Annotated in this window: 11 protein-coding genes and 1 pseudogene; 10 read left to right on the forward strand and 2 right to left on the reverse strand. The window is 61.5% G+C overall.

Annotated elements, in window-relative coordinates; all coding sequences use genetic code 11:
• Positions 1–14: 14 nt before the first annotated feature.
• The 10 genes from rpoC (at position 15) to E0E41_RS01235 (ending at position 14,637) form a co-directional block, all read left to right on the forward strand.
• Positions 15–3,785 carry a DNA-directed RNA polymerase subunit beta' gene (gene rpoC / locus E0E41_RS01190; protein WP_130868402.1) on the forward strand — a complete coding sequence of 1,257 codons (3,771 nt, stop codon included), beginning with the start codon at positions 15–17 and terminating at the stop codon, positions 3,783–3,785.
• A 67-nt stretch (positions 3,786–3,852) separates the two neighbouring features.
• Positions 3,853–5,211 carry a conjugal transfer protein TraL gene (locus E0E41_RS01195; protein WP_207303182.1) on the forward strand — a complete coding sequence of 453 codons (1,359 nt, stop codon included), beginning with the start codon at positions 3,853–3,855 and terminating at the stop codon, positions 5,209–5,211.
• 121 nt (positions 5,212–5,332) lie between these two features.
• Positions 5,333–5,623, forward strand: coding sequence for a hypothetical protein (locus tag E0E41_RS01200; protein ID WP_130868403.1), 291 nt, complete (start codon positions 5,333–5,335; stop codon positions 5,621–5,623).
• Between the two features lie 59 nt (positions 5,624–5,682).
• The gene (locus E0E41_RS01205) at positions 5,683–6,603 is read left to right on the forward strand and encodes an SH3 domain-containing C40 family peptidase (protein ID WP_130868404.1); all 921 of its coding nucleotides are present in this window, start codon (positions 5,683–5,685) and stop codon (positions 6,601–6,603) included.
• A gap of 91 nt (positions 6,604–6,694) precedes the next feature.
• Entirely contained in the window at positions 6,695–7,588 is an 894-nt protein-coding gene (locus E0E41_RS01210) for a DMT family transporter (RefSeq protein WP_130868405.1), read from the forward strand.
• An 88-nt stretch (positions 7,589–7,676) separates the two neighbouring features.
• On the forward strand, positions 7,677–7,883 hold the full coding sequence (locus E0E41_RS01215) for a DUF378 domain-containing protein (protein ID WP_130868406.1): 207 nt from the start codon (positions 7,677–7,679) through the stop codon (positions 7,881–7,883).
• Positions 7,884–7,974: 91 nt separating this feature from the next.
• On the forward strand, positions 7,975–8,238 hold the full coding sequence (locus E0E41_RS01220) for a metal-sensing transcriptional repressor (RefSeq protein ID WP_130868407.1): 264 nt from the start codon (positions 7,975–7,977) through the stop codon (positions 8,236–8,238).
• 32 nt (positions 8,239–8,270) lie between these two features.
• Positions 8,271–10,802 (forward strand): heavy metal translocating P-type ATPase, encoded by a 2,532-nt coding sequence (locus E0E41_RS01225; RefSeq protein ID WP_130868408.1) that lies wholly within the window; start codon positions 8,271–8,273, stop codon positions 10,800–10,802.
• 157 nt (positions 10,803–10,959) lie between these two features.
• On the forward strand, positions 10,960–13,137 hold the full coding sequence (locus tag E0E41_RS01230) for an S-layer homology domain-containing protein (protein WP_130868409.1): 2,178 nt from the start codon (positions 10,960–10,962) through the stop codon (positions 13,135–13,137).
• Between the two features lie 141 nt (positions 13,138–13,278).
• Positions 13,279–14,637: an MATE family efflux transporter gene (locus E0E41_RS01235; protein WP_130868410.1), complete on the forward strand. Its 1,359-nt coding sequence runs from the start codon at positions 13,279–13,281 to the stop codon at positions 14,635–14,637.
• A 61-nt stretch (positions 14,638–14,698) separates the two neighbouring features.
• On the opposite strand, the pseudogene E0E41_RS01240 reads toward E0E41_RS01235, so the two are convergent.
• Together E0E41_RS01240 and E0E41_RS01245 are read right to left on the reverse strand one after the other, a co-directional pair.
• Positions 14,699–15,074: pseudogene (locus tag E0E41_RS01240) on the reverse strand (transposase).
• 250 nt (positions 15,075–15,324) lie between these two features.
• Entirely contained in the window at positions 15,325–16,974 is a 1,650-nt protein-coding gene (locus tag E0E41_RS01245) for a recombinase family protein (protein ID WP_130868411.1), read from the reverse strand.
• Positions 16,975–16,992 lie beyond the last annotated feature (18 nt).

The raw sequence follows: 16,992 nt of genomic DNA on the forward strand, positions 1-16,992 counted from the left end.
GGACGATCAGAACTATGAGTTACGCTGAATTCGACGCCATCCAGATTGGCATCGCCTCCCCGGAACAGATCCGCGAGTGGTCCTACGGTGAGGTGAAGAAGCCGGAGACCATCAACTACCGCACCCTGAAGCCGGAGCGGGACGGACTGTTCTGCGAGCGGATCTTTGGGCCTACCAAGGACTGGGAGTGCCACTGCGGCAAGTACAAGAAGATCCGCTACAAGGGCAAGATCTGCGACCGCTGCGGCGTGGAGGTCACCCGGGCCAAGGTGCGCCGTGAGCGCATGGGCCACATCGAGCTGGCCGCCCCTGTGTCCCACATCTGGTATTTCAAGGGCATCCCCTCCCGGATGGGCCTGCTGCTGGACATCAGCCCCCGGATTCTGGAGAAGGTCCTGTACTTTGCTTCTTATATTGTCACTGATCCCGGCTTCTCCCCTCTGGCCAAGAACCAGATTCTCTCCGAGAAGGAGTACCGCGACATGCGGGAGAAGTACGAGGACGACTTCGAGGCCGGCATGGGCGCCGAGGCCGTGAAGAAGCTGCTCCAGCAGATCGACCTGGAGGAGCTGTCCACTCAGCTCCGCGCCGAGCTGAAGGACGCCTCCGGCCAGAAGAAGGCCCGCATCGTCAAGCGTCTGGAAGTGGTGGACGCCTTCCGCATCTCCGGCAACAAGCCCGAGTGGATGATCATTGACGTGCTGCCCGTCATCCCCCCCGAGCTGCGCCCCATGGTGCAGCTGGACGGCGGCCGGTTCGCCACCTCCGACCTGAACGACCTCTACCGCCGCGTCATCAACCGCAACAACCGCCTGAAGCGCCTGATCCAGCTCAACGCCCCCGACATCATCGTGCGCAATGAGAAGCGGATGCTGCAGGAGGCTGTGGACGCCCTGATCGACAACGGCCGCCGGGGCCGCGCCGTCACCGGCGCCAACAACCGGGCGCTGAAGTCCCTGTCCGATATGCTGAAGGGCAAGCAGGGCCGCTTCCGTCAGAACCTGCTGGGCAAGCGTGTCGACTACTCCGGCCGTTCCGTTATCGTGGTGGGCCCCGAGCTGAAGATCTATCAGTGCGGCCTGCCCAAGGAGATGGCTATCGAGCTGTTCCGCCCCTTCGTCATGAAGAAGCTGGTGGAGGACGGCCTGGCCAACAACATCAAGTCCGCCAAGAAGATGGTTGACAAGGGCAAGGCCGAGGTGTGGGACGCCCTGGAGTTCGTGATCAAGGACCACCCCGTCATGCTGAACCGCGCCCCTACCCTGCACCGTCTGGGCATTCAGGCTTTTGAGCCCGTCCTGGTGGAGGGCCGCGCCATCAAGCTGCACCCCCTGGTGTGTACCGCCTTCAACGCCGATTTCGACGGCGACCAGATGGCCGTCCACGTGCCTCTGTCCGCCGAGGCCCAGACCGAGGCCCGGGTGCTGATGCTCTCCGCCAACAACCTGCTTCGTCCTCAGGACGGCGGTCCCGTCACCGTGCCTACCCAGGACATGGTGCTGGGCTCCTACTACCTGACCTATGAGAAGTACGCCGACCATACCGCCGAGGAGACCTATGACGACGTGGCCGCCGTCAAGGCCGCCCTGGACGCCGGTACCCTGAACCCCGGTGATCTGGTATGGGTCAAGAACCCCGGCGCCCTGGACGACATCCCCACTTATGCCGGCATCTGCGCTGAGACCGAGGACGGCCAGCTGCCCCGTGAGGTCTTCCACGTCTTCGGCAGCGATATTGAAGCCCGTCTGGCCTATGATGAGGGCGAGCTGGACCTCCACGTGCCCATCCTGGTCCGCCGGGAGGCGGAGATCAACGGCGAGACCCGCCACAAGCTGGTGCGCACCACCGTGGGCCGCCTGATCTTCAACGAGGGCATCCCCCAGGATCTGGGCTTTGTGGACCGCAATGATCCCGACCAGGTCTTCGAGCCTGAGGTCAACTTCATCGTGGGCAAGAAGCAGCTGGGCAAGATCATCGACAAGTGCATCAACAAGCACGGCTTCACCGTGTCCGCCACCGTGCTGGACACCATCAAGGCCAAGGGCTACAAGTTCTCCACCCGGGGCTCCCTCACCGTCTCCATCTACGACATGACCATCCCCGAGAAGAAGTACGGCCTCATCGCCGATACCGAGAAGGAGATCGTCAAGATCGAGCGTCAGTACAAGCGCGGCTTCCTGACCAACGACGAGCGGTACCGCCTGGTGGTTGAGGCCTGGGAGAAGACCACCAAGGACGTGACCGATGCCCTGATGGCCGGTCTGGACCGGTACAACCCCATCTGGATGATGGCCGACTCCGGCGCCCGTGGTTCTTCCGCTCAGATCCGTCAGCTGGCCGGCATGCGCGGCCTGATGGCCGACACCTCCGGCCGCACCATCGAGATCCCCATCAAGTCCAACTTCCGTGAAGGTCTGTCCGTGCTGGAGTACTTCATCTCCTCCCGAGGCGCCCGGAAGGGCATGGCCGATACCGCTCTGCGTACCGCCGACTCTGGTTACCTGACCCGCCGTCTGGTGGATGTGTCCCAGGAGGTCATCATCCGCGAGGACGACTGCGGCACCGACGACGGCATCATGGTCAGCGAGATCGTGGAGAACGGCCAGGTCATCGAGACCTTCGGTGAGCGTCTGAAGGGCCGCTACCCGGTGGAGGACATCTGCGATCCTCAGACCGGCGAGGTGCTCATCGACCACCACACCATGATGACCGCAGATCACGCCAAGCTGCTGGAGGCCCACGGTATCCACCAGGTCAAGATCCGCTCCGTGCTCACCTGCCGCGCCCGCAGCGGCGTATGCTCCAAGTGCTACGGCATTAACCTGGCCATCGGCGAGCCTGTGGGCGCCGGTGAGGCGGTGGGTATCATCGCCGCCCAGTCCATCGGTGAGCCCGGTACCCAGCTGACCATGCGTACCTTCCACACCGGCGGCGTGGCCGGCGGCGATATCACTCAGGGTCTTCCCCGTGTTGAGGAGCTGTTCGAGTCCCGCAAGCCCAAGAAGATGGCCCAGCTGGCCGAGGTGGGCGGCAAGGTCACCCTGGAGGAGGCCAAGCGCAACTCCATGTGCAACGTGACCATCACCGCCGACGACGGCGAGACCGTCACCTACACCCTGCCCTATTCCGCCGGCCTGCGGGTAAAGGACGGCGACGTGGTGGAGAAGGGCTTCGCCCTGACCGAAGGCGCCCTCTATCCCCAGGACGTGCTCCGTGTCCGGGGCATCCACGCGGTGTACGACTACCTGATCCAGGAAGTGCAGAAGCCCTACCGTCAGCAGGGCGTGGATATCAACGACAAACACATCGAGGTTATCTGCCGCCAGATGATGCGCAAGGTCCGCGTGGAGGACGCCGGCGACTCCGACCTGCTCTCCGGCTCCACCATCGAACTCATCGAGTTTGAGGACGCCAAGGCCGCTGTTCAGGCCCGTATCGACGCCGGCGAGACCAATGACGGTATGGAGCTGCGGCTCCCCACCTGCACCCGCCTGCTGATGGGTATCACCAAGGCCTCTCTGGCCACCGATTCCTTCCTGTCCGCCGCCTCCTTCCAGGAGACCACCAAGGTTCTGACCGAGGCCGCCATCAAGGGCAAGGTGGACCACCTGCTGGGCCTGAAGGAGAACGTCATCATCGGCAAGCTGATCCCCGCCGGCTCCGGTCTGTCCATGTACCGCAAGTACGACAAGATGGACGACGAGGGCACAGCCCAGAGCGGCGTGTCCGAAGAGCCTGTGGTGGAGGAGGCCGCCGACGCTGCAACCGACTCCGCTGAGAGCTGACACCTGACCCCAAGGGCCCGGAGTAACACCTCCGGGCCCTTCTTCTTTTTGATCGTGAGGTATCGCTATGAGATCCGTCTCTCCCCTCTCTCTGACCTGCGGCTGTACCGGCCTGACCCTGCTGGGCCTGAGCCTGATCCCCGTCCTTGGCCTGGACCTGGGCACCACATCGGTCCGGATCTGGGTCTATCTGCTGCTGCTCATTCCCGCCCTGCTGGCTCTTTTCCTGCTGAAGTCTTACGGACGCAGCCAGGTGCTCACCGCCCTGCTCCCCATCGGGCTGGCCTTTTTCCTCCGGGCTCTGATGCTCTCCTATGTCTCCTCTGATTACGAGATCTTCCTGTCCCAGTGGATGGCCGCCCTCCGGGATAACGGCGGTTTCGCCGCCATCAAACTGCCCATCGGCAACTACAACGCCCCCTACCTCTACTTCCTGGCGGCCATCTCTTACCTGCCCATCCCCGACCTCTGCCTCATCAAGCTGTTCTCCATTCTCTTTGATGTGGTACTGGCCTGGGGCGGCGCCCGTCTGGTGATCCACTTTACAGCAAAAGGCAGCAGCGCCTCCCTGATGTGCTTCTGCGTTTTGCTGCTGCTGCCTACCGTCATGCTTAACAGCGCCTATTGGGGGCAATGTGATTCCCTTTACAGCGGTCTGGTGCTCCACGCCATGGCTTGCGCGCTGGAGCGGCGGGGCGTCTCCTCGTCCGCCCTGCTGGGGATCGCCTTCTCCTTCAAGCTCCAGACGGTATTCATCCTGCCCCTGTGGGCCGCCTTCTGGCTGGCGGGGCGGATCAAGTTCCGGCACCTGTTCTGCCTCCCCGCCGCCTACGCCCTGACCTGCATCCCCGCCCTGCTGCTGGGCAAACCGCTGGTCGATATTCTCAGCGTCTATGTGGGGCAGACCCGGGAAGGGGCGGGCAGCCTGAATTACAATTCTGCCTCCGTCTTCTCCTTCCTCCCCTATGGCTCCCAGGTGGATGAGACCACCTACGCCCGCGCCGGCATCATCGCCGCCTTCCTGCTGGTCCTGCTCCTGCTGGGCACTCTGGTATATTTCCGGAAGCGGATCTCGGACACCGCCCTGCTCACCGCCGGGGTCATTCTGGCGGTAGGCGTCCCCTTCCTGCTGCCCTATATGCACGACCGCTACTTCTTCCTGGCCGACGTGCTCACCGTGGCTGTGGCCTGCATCCTGCCCGACCGGTTCCCCGCAGCGGTGTTGGTGCAGCTGTCTTCCCTCAGCGCCTACCTGGTCTACTTCCGGCAGCGGTACACCTTTGTCCTGACCCTGGGCGGCAAGACCTATACCATGCTGGGTGAAGCCCTGGCGATCCTGGCCGTGCTGGTATACGCCTGCTGTCTGCTCATTCTGGACCTGCGGCAGACAAGGCGCTCCAGAAAGCGGCCCCGTTCCTCTTCTTAACTTCCATTCAGCGTTTTTTCTGAAAAATGCCCGAAAAGCGGTTGACTCTTTGGATACAACGTGTTACAATTTGGTTACAGTTTTTAAAAATCAGTAACATTCCCGTCTATTAGGAGGTATTATGTCATCTCAAGCTATTCCTCTGACTTATAAAGGCCATCCCCTGCGCCGGAAAGACAGTCTGATCTACTACGGCAGCATGGCTGAAAAATATATCATTATGCTTCAGATCCTGAGCCAGAAAAAAGAAAACGACATGGATGTGGCCACCAAGGTCTCCGTCCAGCTCCAGCTCACCGACCCCGACCTGAAGAGCCGGGATCGTGTGGTAAAGAAAACCGAGAAGGACAGCCTGTACGCCGCCATGGATGTGGCGTCCGTCTGGCTGGAACGGGCATTAGCCAATAAGTAAGTCATATTTCAGCCCCGTCTGTGCAGCGGGGCACTATTCTGAACGGAGGGAATCTACGAATGATACTGCCTGCCAAGCTCATGCGTACCGCTCTTTTGACCGTCGCCGTTTCCGCCGTCTGTATAGTCGGTGCTTCCGCCGCCAGTGTGGGTGCCGGCACCGTCAATACCGACGCGCTCCGTCTCCGTGAGGAGGCCAGCACCTCTTCCACCATCCTGGCTACCGCCTCCAAGGGCGACACCGTGGTGGTTCTGGAGGACGCCGGAAACGGCTGGTACAAGGTGGATTACAAGTCCGTTGAGGGCTATATGTCCGCCGACTATGTCACCGTCGCCACCAAGGCGGATGTGACCATCGGCTACGGTCTGGTCAAGACCGGCGGCTCCACCCTGAACGTGCGCAGCGGGCCTGGCACCAGCTACGGCAAGGTCACTTCCCTGAATGACGGCGCCGTGGTTACCATCGTGGGCATCGACAACGGCTGGTACAAGATCAAGACCAGCGGCGGCTCCACCGGCTACGTCAGCAGCGACTACATGGTGACCTGCAAGGACTCCGCCGGCTCCCGGGGCGACGGCACCGTGGCCGCCGCTGTGGCCACCAGCAACAGCCTGGGCCAGCAGGTAGTGGACTACGCCAAGCAGTTCCTGGGTGTGCCCTATGTGTACGGCGGCAACGGCCCCAACTGCTTTGACTGCTCCGGCTTCACCACTTACGTGTACCGCCACTTTGGCTACACCCTGAACCGTACCGCCACCGGCCAGCTCTCCAACGGCGTGTCCGTCTCCAAGAGTGAGCTGCAGCCCGGCGACCTGGTGTTCTTCAAGGACGGCGGCAGCAAGCCCGTGTCCCACGTGGGCATCTACATCGGCAACGGCCAGTTCATCCACGCCTCCACCAGTACATACGAAGTCCGGATCAACGATCTGAACAGTGGTTATTACGCCGGCGTGTATGTGTATGCCCGCCGCATTCTCTGATCATTTGCCCGGCAGGCAGATGTGATTCTTTAACCGACCAACAGCGTGCGCGGGAACCGCGCACGCTGTTTTTTGCGAAAGGATGAGCTGTGTGAAAAATCACCTGGCGCTGGGCCACGTGCTGGCCCTGGCAGTCTCAGTGGTGTGGGGTACCACCTACATCTCCACAAAGGTACTCCTGACCGCTTTCCATCCGGTGGAGATCCTGATCTTCCGCTTTCTTCTGGCCTGGGCGATGCTCTTTCTCTGCTCCCCCAAGCCGCTGCTGCCCAAGAGCCTGAAGGGTGAGCTTCCCTTCCTGTGCTGCGGCCTCACCGGTCTAACCTTCTACTCCATTCTGGAGAACTACGCTCTGCAGTTCTCCCTGGCCTCTACCGTGGGGCTCATCATCGCCGCCGCCCCCATGTTTACCGCCCTCCTGCTGTGGCTGTGCCGGCGCTCCAAACGGCCGGGCGGCGCCTTTTTCATTGGATTCTGCCTGGCCATGGCCGGTATCGCCCTGATCTCCCTGGCGGAGGGGGAATCCTTTGACTGCAACCCCATCGGCATCCTGCTCTCTCTGGCAGCCGCCGTCTGCTGGGGCGGCTACGGGGTCTGCCTAGAGTGGGCCCACGTCAGCGCCGGCCTGAACGATCTTCAGATCACCCGCAAGATCTTTTTCTGGGGGCTGCTGTTCACCCTCCCCTTCATCTGGATCAACGGTCTGAGCCTGGACCTGTCCCGGTTCGCAAGCCCCGTCCTGCTGGGCAATACCCTCTATCTGGGCATCGGAGCCTCCGCCCTGTGCTTCCTGGCCTGGAACAGGGCCTCCGCCCTGATCGGCTCCATCGCCACCAACGTCTACCTCTATCTGATGCCCGTCATCACCGTGGTGGCCTCCGTCCTCATCCTTCAGGAGCCCGTCACCGCCCTCACCCTGGCCGCCATCGTGCTCATCCTGTCCGGCCTCATCCTGTCCCAGTGGAAAAAGCGGGCCCATGTTTGATTTTGATTAAAAATTTGCGCTGCATAATTTGCCTCATTCCTGCCGATACTAGCCACGGTATCTCAAATTTGAGGAGGCAGCATATCCTATGATTCTTGACAAGATCGCCCTGATCCTGGCCATCATCGGCGGGCTCAACTGGGGCAGCATCGGCTTGTTCCGATTTGACATCGTAGCCGCCCTGTTCGGCGGCCAGACCAGCATGGTCAGCCGCATCATCTACGCCCTGGTTGGCCTGGCGGCCCTGTGGTGTATTTCCCTGCTCTTCCGCGACACCCGCTCCAAAGGCGACTGATCCTTCCGCCTTTGCCAGTCAAGGCCCTGAAACTGGGCCTTGACTTTTTTTGTCCCTTGACGTACACTACACCCCAGGGGGGTGTTCAGCCATGATGGCAGATACCAAAACCGTCCTGCGCCTGCTCAAAACCGCGCGGGGACAGCTGGACGGCATCATCAAGATGGTGGAGGACGATCGCTACTGCATTGACATTTCACAGCAGCTGATGGCCACCGAAGCCATTCTCAACCGCACCAATAAGGAGATCCTGGCCGCTCATTTGAAGCACTGTGTGCAGGAGGCCTCCTCCCCGGAGGAGCGCAGCCAGAAAATTGATGAGTTTGTTCAGACATTGGGGCGGATTTTGAAGTGATCCAAGTTCCCTTTGGAAAGTCTGGTGAAACCATGAAACAAAAATTTGATGTGACCGGCATGACCTGCTCGGCCTGCTCCGCCCACGTAGAGAAGGCAGTGCACCAGGTGGAGGGTGTGGATCAGGTCAATGTCAATTTGCTGGGCAACTCCATGCTGGTGGAGTACGCCGAAAACACCACGGACGCTCAGCATATTATCCAGGCGGTGGAGGCGGCGGGCTACGGCGCCTCCCTGCCCCAGGCGAAGACAGCCTCTGCCCCGGCCCGTCGGGAAAACGTGATGGAAGAGGAGGCCGCCGGCATGAAACGGCGGTTCTGCTCCTCCCTGGTCTTTCTGGTGCCCCTGTTCTATCTCTCCATGGGCCACATGATGGGCTGGCCTCTGCCCGCCTTCTTCCACGATCCGGGCAACGTGTTCGTGGTGGCCTTTCTCCAGTTTCTCCTCACTCTGCCCATCCTGTACATTAACGACAAGTACTACAAGGTGGGCTTCAAGTCCCTGTGGCACCGGGCGCCCAACATGGATTCCCTCATTGCCCTGGGCTCCGCCGCCGCCATGATCTACGGCACCGCAGCCCTGTTTCAGATCGCCTGGGGCCTGGGCCACGGAGATCAGGCCCGGGTGGACCGGTGGTCCATGGACCTGTACTTTGAATCGGCGGGCATGATCCTCACCCTCATCACCCTGGGCAAGTGGCTGGAGACCCGCTCCAAGGGTAAGACCAGCGAGGCCATCACCCGGCTCATGGACCTGGCCCCCAAGACCGCCACCGTGCTCCGGGAGGGGGTGGAGGCGGAGGTCCCGGTGGAGGAGGTGCTGGTGAACGATCTGGTGGTGGTAAAGCCCGGCGGCCGCATCCCGGTGGACGGCGTGGTCACCGAGGGCCGGTCCTCGGTAGACGAGTCCGCCCTGACCGGCGAATCCCTCCCGGTGGAGAAGAACCCGGGGGACAAGGTGGCCGCCGCCTCCATCAACAAGTCCGGCTCCTTTACCTTCCGGGCCCTCCGGGTGGGTGAGGACACCACCCTGGCTCAGATGATCCGGCTGGTGGAGGAGGCCTCCTCCTCCAAGGCCCCCATCGCCAAGCTGGCGGACAAGGTGGCGGGGATCTTCGTGCCCACCGTCATCACCATCGCTATTGTCACCGCCGCGGTGTGGCTGATTGCCACCGGCGGCGATATCACCCGGGCCCTCACCGCCGGCGTGTCGGTGCTGGTGATCTCCTGCCCCTGCGCCCTGGGGCTGGCCACTCCGGTGGCCATCATGGTGGGCACAGGCAAGGGCGCGGAAAACGGTATCCTCATCAAGTCCGCCGAGGCTCTGGAGACCCTCCACACCATCGGAGCGGTGGTGCTGGACAAGACCGGCACCCTGACCCAGGGCAAGCCGGTGGTCACCGACTGCCGGACGGCGGAGGACGTCACCGAGGAGGAACTGCTGTGCGTGGCGGCCTCCCTGGAGAAGCCGTCCGAGCATCCGCTGGCGGAGGCCATCCTGGCCGAGGCCCAGGAGCGCAACATTCCGCTTGTGAATGTAACTGACTTTACAGCTGCTCCGGGCCGCGGCATTGCCGCCGCCCTTCATGGTGCCCCCGTGCTGGCTGGCAACCGTGCCATGATGGAAGAAGCTGGCGTACCCCTGGGCGAATTCGCCGGTCAGGCGGAGGCGCTGGCCCAGGCGGGCAAGACCCCGCTGTTCTTTGCGGAGAGCGGCAGTCTGCTGGGCATTGTGGCGGTGGCTGACACCCCCAAGCCCACCAGTGCCGCGGCTGTGGCCGCCTTCCAGGCCATGGGCATCGACGTGGTCATGCTCACCGGCGACAACCGGCGCACTGCTGAGGCGGTGGGTAAGGCCCTGAAGGTGAACAAGGTCATCTCCGAGGTGCTGCCGCAGGACAAGGAAAAAGCCATTACAGAGCTTCAGGCACAAGGAAAACGGGTAGCCATGGTGGGTGACGGCATCAACGACGCCCCCGCCCTGGCCCGGGCAGATGTGGGCATCGCCATCGGGGCGGGTACCGATGTAGCCATTGAATCGGCGGACATCGTGCTGACGAAGAGCGACCTGCTGGACGCGGTCACCGCCGTCAAGCTGTCCAGGAAGGTGATCCGCAACATCAAGGAAAACCTGTTCTGGGCCTTCATCTACAACATCATCGGCATCCCTCTGGCAGCCGGTGTGTGGTACCCCCTGTTCCACCTGCAGCTCTCCCCCATGTTCGCCGCCGCCGCCATGAGCATGAGCTCGGTGTGCGTGGTCACCAACGCCCTGCGGCTGAAGTGGTTCAAGCCGGAACGCGGGGACTTTTCCCCCGCCGCCGGATCTCAATCGGAAACCGAGAAAGGAAGTAATCTTATGACAAAGGCCATGGTAATCGAAGGCATGATGTGCGCGCACTGCAAAGCCCACGTGGAAAAGGCCCTCAACGCCCTGGATGGCGTGACCGCCACGGTGGATCTGGAGGCCAAGACCGCCCACATCACGCTCAGCGCCCCCGTCTCTGACGACACGCTGAAAAACGCGGTGACGGAAGCTGGCTACGAAGTCGTCTCCATTCAGTAAATGTTTCCTCTGATGGGAAATAGTTTGCGTTGCAAATTTCCTAGCTTTCCCGTATGCTATCAAGCGCAGCCCGACTGAAAGCTGTACTTGACGGCGAAAGGGGCTCCGGTTCGGAGCCCCTTTTTTGTCGGGCAAGCTTGAAAAAAGGAGATCCGATATGCGCAAAATTCCCGCAGCCCTTCTCTCTCTGGCGCTCACTGCCTCTCTGGCCGCCCCCACCGCAGCGGCGGCACCTGCCGCCTCTTCCCTGCCCGAACTGGATGGTCACTGGAGCCAGTCCGCCTTCGAGCGCTGGCACGATTACGGCATCGTGGAGGGCGACGCCCGCGGCATGCGGCCCGACGCCTCCATGACAGTGGGTGAATTCGCCGCCCTGCTCTGCCGCACCATGGGGTACACCGAGGTGGCCGCCAACTCCTACGCCGACCTGAAGGGCGACGAGTGGTACGCCCCCTACATCCTCAAGCTCACCGCCGCCGGCGTCCTCCAGGGCGACGGCACCAACTGCCGGGCCGAGGAGCCCATGGACCGCCAGCGGGCCACTGTTCTCTACGCCCGGGCCCTGAGCATCCGTCCCACTCAGAATCCCGATCTGAGCAGCTTTGTGGACGGCAGTCAGGCCGCCGACTGGGCCGCCGGCTACATCGACGCCATGGCCCAGGCCGGTATCATCCAGGGCATCGGCGGCGGCCAGCTGGCCCTGGGCCAGGAGATCACCCGGGGCTCCGTGGTCACTGTGCTCAACAACTCCGTGGCTGAGTATGTCAACGAAAACGGCGCCGTCGTCACCGGCGAAGTCAACGGCATCCTGCTGGTGGCCGCCGACAACGTGCGGGTGGAAAATGCCCACGTCAACGGCACCCTGCTGGTGGCCCCAGGCGCCGGCAGGGGCTCCCTCACTGTGAAGAACAGCACCGTGGCCGGTGACATTCTGGTGGAGGCCCGCAATTCCGCGCTCTCCCTGGCCGATACCACTGTGGAGGGCGAACTGGCCCTCTCCGGCGGCGAGACCAGCGTGGCTCTGGCCGCCGGTACCCAGGTGGCTCTGCTCACCGTGGAGGGTGCTGACAGCTCTGTCCAGGTGGCCAGCGGTGCCTCCGTGGACACCCTCTCCGCCCTCTCCGCTGTGAAGGTGAACAACCAGGGTACCATCTCCTCCGCCGACATCCAGGCTGACCAGGTGGTCATCGATGGCAACAAGCCCGCTGCCGTCGATGTGGCCGACGGCGTGACCCCGCCCACCAACAGCGCGGGTGAGGAGGTCACCGGCTCTGGCAGCTCTTCCCCGGATAACGGCGGCTCCGGTTCCGGCGGTGGTTCCGGTTCCGGCGGCGGCTCCGGTTCCGGCAGCGGCTCCGGTTCCGGCGGCGGTTCCGGCTCCGAGGACCAGCAGAAGCCCATCTCCGGCATCCTGGGTGTCCGGCCTGTGGACCAGGAGGGCTCCCTGGAGGATCTGCCCGCCGTCACCGCCCAGGCCAGCCAGGAGGACGGCTTTGTCCGCATCGCCCTGTCTACCGACGCTGTGGTGCCCGTCCACCAGAGCGAGGGTGCCGGCAAGGGCTCCTGGGTCGGTGTGGCCTTTGAGGCCCCCGAGGGCTACGAGGGCGAGACCTTCAAGTACACCTTCGGCACCCAGTCCTCCCCCACCGCCGACAACAGCACCGATCTGACCGTGGATCCCACCATCGGCGAGGGCAAGTATGCGGTGTTCTTCATCAACGCCAGCTCCATCGCACCCAAGACCCACATCACCCTCCAGTGGGGTGAGGAGGGTGAGCCCACCCAGTATGTGGTGGACCTTTCCGGGGTCCAGACTCCTGTGGTGGCCCTGGAGGATGTGATCGTGTCCACCCATGAGCTGCCCTCCGGCGTGGAGTCCACTCCCACCGGTTTGAGCTTTGACGGCAGCACCGCCCTGGTGCAGAACGGCGGCTCCGGCGAGCTGAGCCAGGAGCAGGTCCAGGGCATGGGCGGCGGCGGTGAGTACACCGTCTACTACTCCGTGCCCCAGGCTCTGGGTGACGGCACCCTGAAGTTTGACAAGATCGCCCGCTCCATCAACGGCGGCGCCCTCAACACCTGGGGCATTTCCAGCGAGACCGACGCCCAGTCCGGCTCCGGCTGGTGGACCAAGGACAGCACCCACTACTTCTTCAAGTGGGGCGCCGTGTTTGCCGCCCAGGAGGAGAGCGGCTACGTGATGAAGGACGGCGGCATTTACGAGTACACCCTGTACTTCCTGGACAACGACGGATCCCAGGACAATGTGGTGGCCACCTGCACCTTCACCATCGACCTGAGCGGCTACACCATTACCCCCGGTGAATCCGCCTGACCCGCTTTCCCTTTCCCTATTGGAATGGCCCGCTGCAATTTGCAGCGGGCCATTCGCTTTGTTCAAAATACAGATTGCAATTCTCTAGTATCGGAGTAGAATAGTCCTGCTGTGTAAATTTCCCGTAAAGAAGTGTGATCTATGACAAACCAACTGCAACAGCCGCTCTTCAGCCGGGACGCGCTGATCCGCCTGATCGGACCGCTGATCATCGAACAGCTGCTGCTGATGACAGTGGGTATGGCGGACACCGTAATGGTCACCACCGCAGGCGAGGCGGCGGTATCCGGTGTCTCGCTGGTGGATAATATCAATACACTGATCATCCAGATCTTCTCCGCCCTGTCCACCGGCGGCGCCGTGGTGGTCTCCCAGTACCTGGGCCGGCAGGATCTTGACAACGCCAAGACCGCCTCCAAGCAGCTGCTCTATACCATGTGCACTGTCTCCGTCCTGCTGATGGCGGTGGCTCTGGTCTTTCGCCAGCACATCCTGTCCCTGATCTTCGGCCGGGTGGAGGCCGACGTGATGGACAGCGCTCTGATCTACTTTCTGCTCACCGCCGCCGCCTACCCCTTTATGGGCATCTACAACGCCGGCGCCGCCCTGTTCCGGGCCATGGGCAACAGCAAGGTATCCATGTTCTGCTCCCTGATCATCAATATCATCAATATTGTGGTTAACGCCATCTTCATTTTCGGCTTCCACTTCGGTGCCGCCGGCGCGGGCATCGGAACACTGGCCTCCCGCATCGCCGCCGCTATCATCATCATGGCCCTGCTGAACCATCCCGACCATACCGTGCGGGTGGAGGGACTGCTCCACGTTCAAATCAACGGAGGGATGATCAAGCGCATCCTCTTTATCGGCATTCCAAACGGCCTGGAAAACGGGATGTTTCAGGCCGGAAAACTAATGGTGCTGAACCTGATCACCACCTTCGGCACCTCCGCCGTGGCCGCCAACGCCATTGCCAACAGCGTGGCCGGTGTCGTCAACGTGCCCGGCATGGCTCTGGGCCTGGCTATCATCACGGTGATCGGGCGGTGCATGGGGGCCGGCGCCACCGACCAGGCCGTTTCCTATACCAAACGGCTTGTGGGCGCCAGCTATGTATTTATGTTCATCATGAGTACGGCCATGTTCTTCGGCGCCGATTTTCTGGTCTCCCTGTTCAATCTGAGCCCGGAGGCGGTGACAATGGCCGCCCAGGTGCTGCGGATCTGTGCGGTGGGCAACGTCATCTTCTGGCCCATGGCCTTTACCTTGCCCAACTCCCTGCGGGCGGCGGGAGACGCGGTGTTTACCATGATCGTCTCCCTGTGCTCCATGTTCGCCTGCCGGGTGGCACTGAGTTACTTCCTGGCCTGCTCCTGGGGTCTGAATCTGGGCCTGGCCGGGGTATGGCTGGCTATGGTAGCCGACTGGGTGGTGCGCTCCGCTTTCTTCCTGATCCGCTATTGGCGCGGCGGCTGGAAAAAAATCAAGGTCATCGAATGACAATCAGGACCACGCGTGAATGCGTGGCTTGCACAAGCCCTGAAAGGGCATAGTGGATTGATTACCTCGCTCTCCCCCTAAAAGGGTTTTCGTACTCTTTGGTGCTAACCCTATCCTCTATTTATCTGATCGTGCTTCTCTTGCTCTTGAATATATTTCCTCAGGGCCTTCTCCCGGATGCCTACGGTGCTCACATAGTACCCGGTCGCCCAGAAATGCCGGTTCCCAAACTTATACTTCAAATTTGCGTGACACTCGAATATTATCATTGCGCTTTTCCCCTCCAGGATTGCTGCTCCTTTCCGCTTGCACAAATCCCGGATAATCTCCCGGATATCCTCTCGTATCCCCCAATAGTCTATCTTCCTCCGATATTTTGGGGTGAATACGATGTGATACTTGCATACCCATTTACTATGCGTTAGACTGTCTGCCATAGAGCTTCACCGTCTTTCTTGCTTTTTGATGGCCTGAACATCCATCATTCTACCAGCGGTGCGGCTCTTTTTCGTTTTTGACCTCACCCGCAGAGCGGGTGGCTATTTCTTTTGCTCCCGCAGAAGTCACTAAATCGAGGCAAAAAAGAGCGTCTGCCTTTTGGTGCCCCCTGACAGGGGTAACTTTGCAGGTGTCTGAACCCCCGGCAGATATTGCTTCGGCAGTATCTGCCGGGGACTTCTTTTTGTCTCACGCACCCTTGGCGGTGGACTGACCTTTCGGCTGTGGCAGTTCCACACAGCCAATGTCATTGTAGTGGATTTCTACTGTCTGCTGAGCGTGCTTGCTCCACTTCACGTCCTTTTCGTGGACCACGATCTTTTGGATGAACAGCCGCAGCATCTCCGGCGTCAGCTCCTGGATGTCCGTGTACCGCTTTGCCAGGGAGATAAAGTGGTCGGTGCCGGACACCTGCTCCCGCAGCCTCTGGATGGCAGTTTCCTTTTCCGGGATGGCCTTGTTCAGCATTTCCATCTCCTGGGTGTAGCTGCCGGAGAGCGTCTGGAACTGCTCCGCTGTGATCCGCCCCAGGACGCTGTCCTCATAGAGCCGCTTGAAGATGCTGTCCAGCTCTCTGCTCCGCTTCTTCATAGCGGCCAATTCCCATTCCAGCCCACGCATCTCTTTTCGGATCTCCGCAGACTGTCTGCTGCCGATGTATGCGGCAAACTCCTGGGTGTGCTCCCTGGCCATTGCTGTCACCCGCCGCAGATCCTCCAGGACCACGTCATCTAGTATGCACTCCCGGATATAGTGGGCGGTGCAGAGGGTGACGTCCTTCTTGTAGGTCCGGCAGGTGAAGTGGTTGTAGGACCGGCTCATGGTATGGGCGCGGTGGAGCACCATGGTACTCCCGCAGTCGGCGCACACCACCAGCCCGGAATACTTGTTCTGCTCGTCCATCTTGGTAGGCCGCCGTTTGTGCTGGCGTACCTGCTGGACGATATCCCAGACTTCCCGGCTCACCAGGGCGGGGTGGGTGTTTTCCAGCACCATGCACTCTTCCCTGGGATGTTCCACTTTTCGCTTGTCCTTGTAGGAACGAGTGCTGTACCGGAGATTGATGGTGTTGCCAAGGTAGATCTCGTTCTCCAGCATGTTGGCCACGGTGCTGCTGGTCCAGTGATAGGGGTTTTCTGCGTCCAGACTGGTGTGCGTGAGCCCGTGCCGCTCATAGGCGTAGGTCGTGGGGCACAGTACCTGCTCCCGCTTTAGCAGCCGGGCGATCTGGCTGGGTCCCTGTCCGGCGGCACACAGGGCGAAGATACGCCGCACCACGGCAGCGGCCTCCTCGTCCACCACCAGCTTCTTGCGGTCCTGCTCGTCCTTGCGGTAGCCGTAGGGCGCTCTGGTGCCTAGCCGCTCCCCGCGCTCCGCCTTGGCCCGCTGCACCGCCCGGATCTTCCGGCTGGTGTCCCGGATGAACCACTCATTAAACAAGTTCTTGAAGGGCATCAGCTCCGTGCTCTCACTCCGGTCGGTGTCCACATTGTCGTTGATGGCGATGTAGCGGACGCCGAACATGGGGAACCGCTCCTCAATGTACAGCCCCGTGTGGAGCTGGTTACGTCCCAGCCGGGACAAGTCCTTGGTGATGATGGTGCGGATCTTCCCGTTTTCCATATCCGTCATCATCTGCTGGAAGCCGGGGCGGTTGAAGCTGCCTCCGGAATAGCCATCATCCACATAAAAGCGGGGGTTGGGGAAGCGGTGCTCCCGTGCATACCTCTCCAGGATATTCCGCTGGTTCTGGATGCTGTTGGACTCTCCGTCCGCCCCGTCATCCTGACTGAGACGGCAGTACAGGGCGGTGATCTCATTCTGGTTTGACTGTTTCATACAGCCCTCCTTTTTTCT

Origin of the sequence: Intestinimonas massiliensis (ex Afouda et al. 2020), from assembly GCF_900626285.1 — a bacterium.
Classification (GTDB): domain Bacteria; phylum Bacillota; class Clostridia; order Oscillospirales; family Oscillospiraceae; genus Flavonifractor; species Flavonifractor massiliensis_A.

Coding starts and splice junctions, on each gene's coding strand:
- E0E41_RS01220 (WP_130868407.1), top strand. CDS start 7,975: ATGATGGCAGATACCAAAACCGTCCTGCGCCTGCTCAAAACCGCGCGG.
- E0E41_RS01230 (WP_130868409.1), top strand. CDS start 10,960: ATGCGCAAAATTCCCGCAGCCCTTCTCTCTCTGGCGCTCACTGCCTCT.
- E0E41_RS01215 (WP_130868406.1), top strand. CDS start 7,677: ATGATTCTTGACAAGATCGCCCTGATCCTGGCCATCATCGGCGGGCTC.
- E0E41_RS01245 (WP_130868411.1), bottom strand. CDS start 16,974: ATGAAACAGTCAAACCAGAATGAGATCACCGCCCTGTACTGCCGTCTC.
- E0E41_RS01205 (WP_130868404.1), top strand. CDS start 5,683: ATGATACTGCCTGCCAAGCTCATGCGTACCGCTCTTTTGACCGTCGCC.
- rpoC (WP_130868402.1), top strand. CDS start 15: ATGAGTTACGCTGAATTCGACGCCATCCAGATTGGCATCGCCTCCCCG.
- E0E41_RS01200 (WP_130868403.1), top strand. CDS start 5,333: ATGTCATCTCAAGCTATTCCTCTGACTTATAAAGGCCATCCCCTGCGC.
- E0E41_RS01195 (WP_207303182.1), top strand. CDS start 3,853: ATGAGATCCGTCTCTCCCCTCTCTCTGACCTGCGGCTGTACCGGCCTG.
- E0E41_RS01225 (WP_130868408.1), top strand. CDS start 8,271: ATGAAACAAAAATTTGATGTGACCGGCATGACCTGCTCGGCCTGCTCC.
- E0E41_RS01235 (WP_130868410.1), top strand. CDS start 13,279: ATGACAAACCAACTGCAACAGCCGCTCTTCAGCCGGGACGCGCTGATC.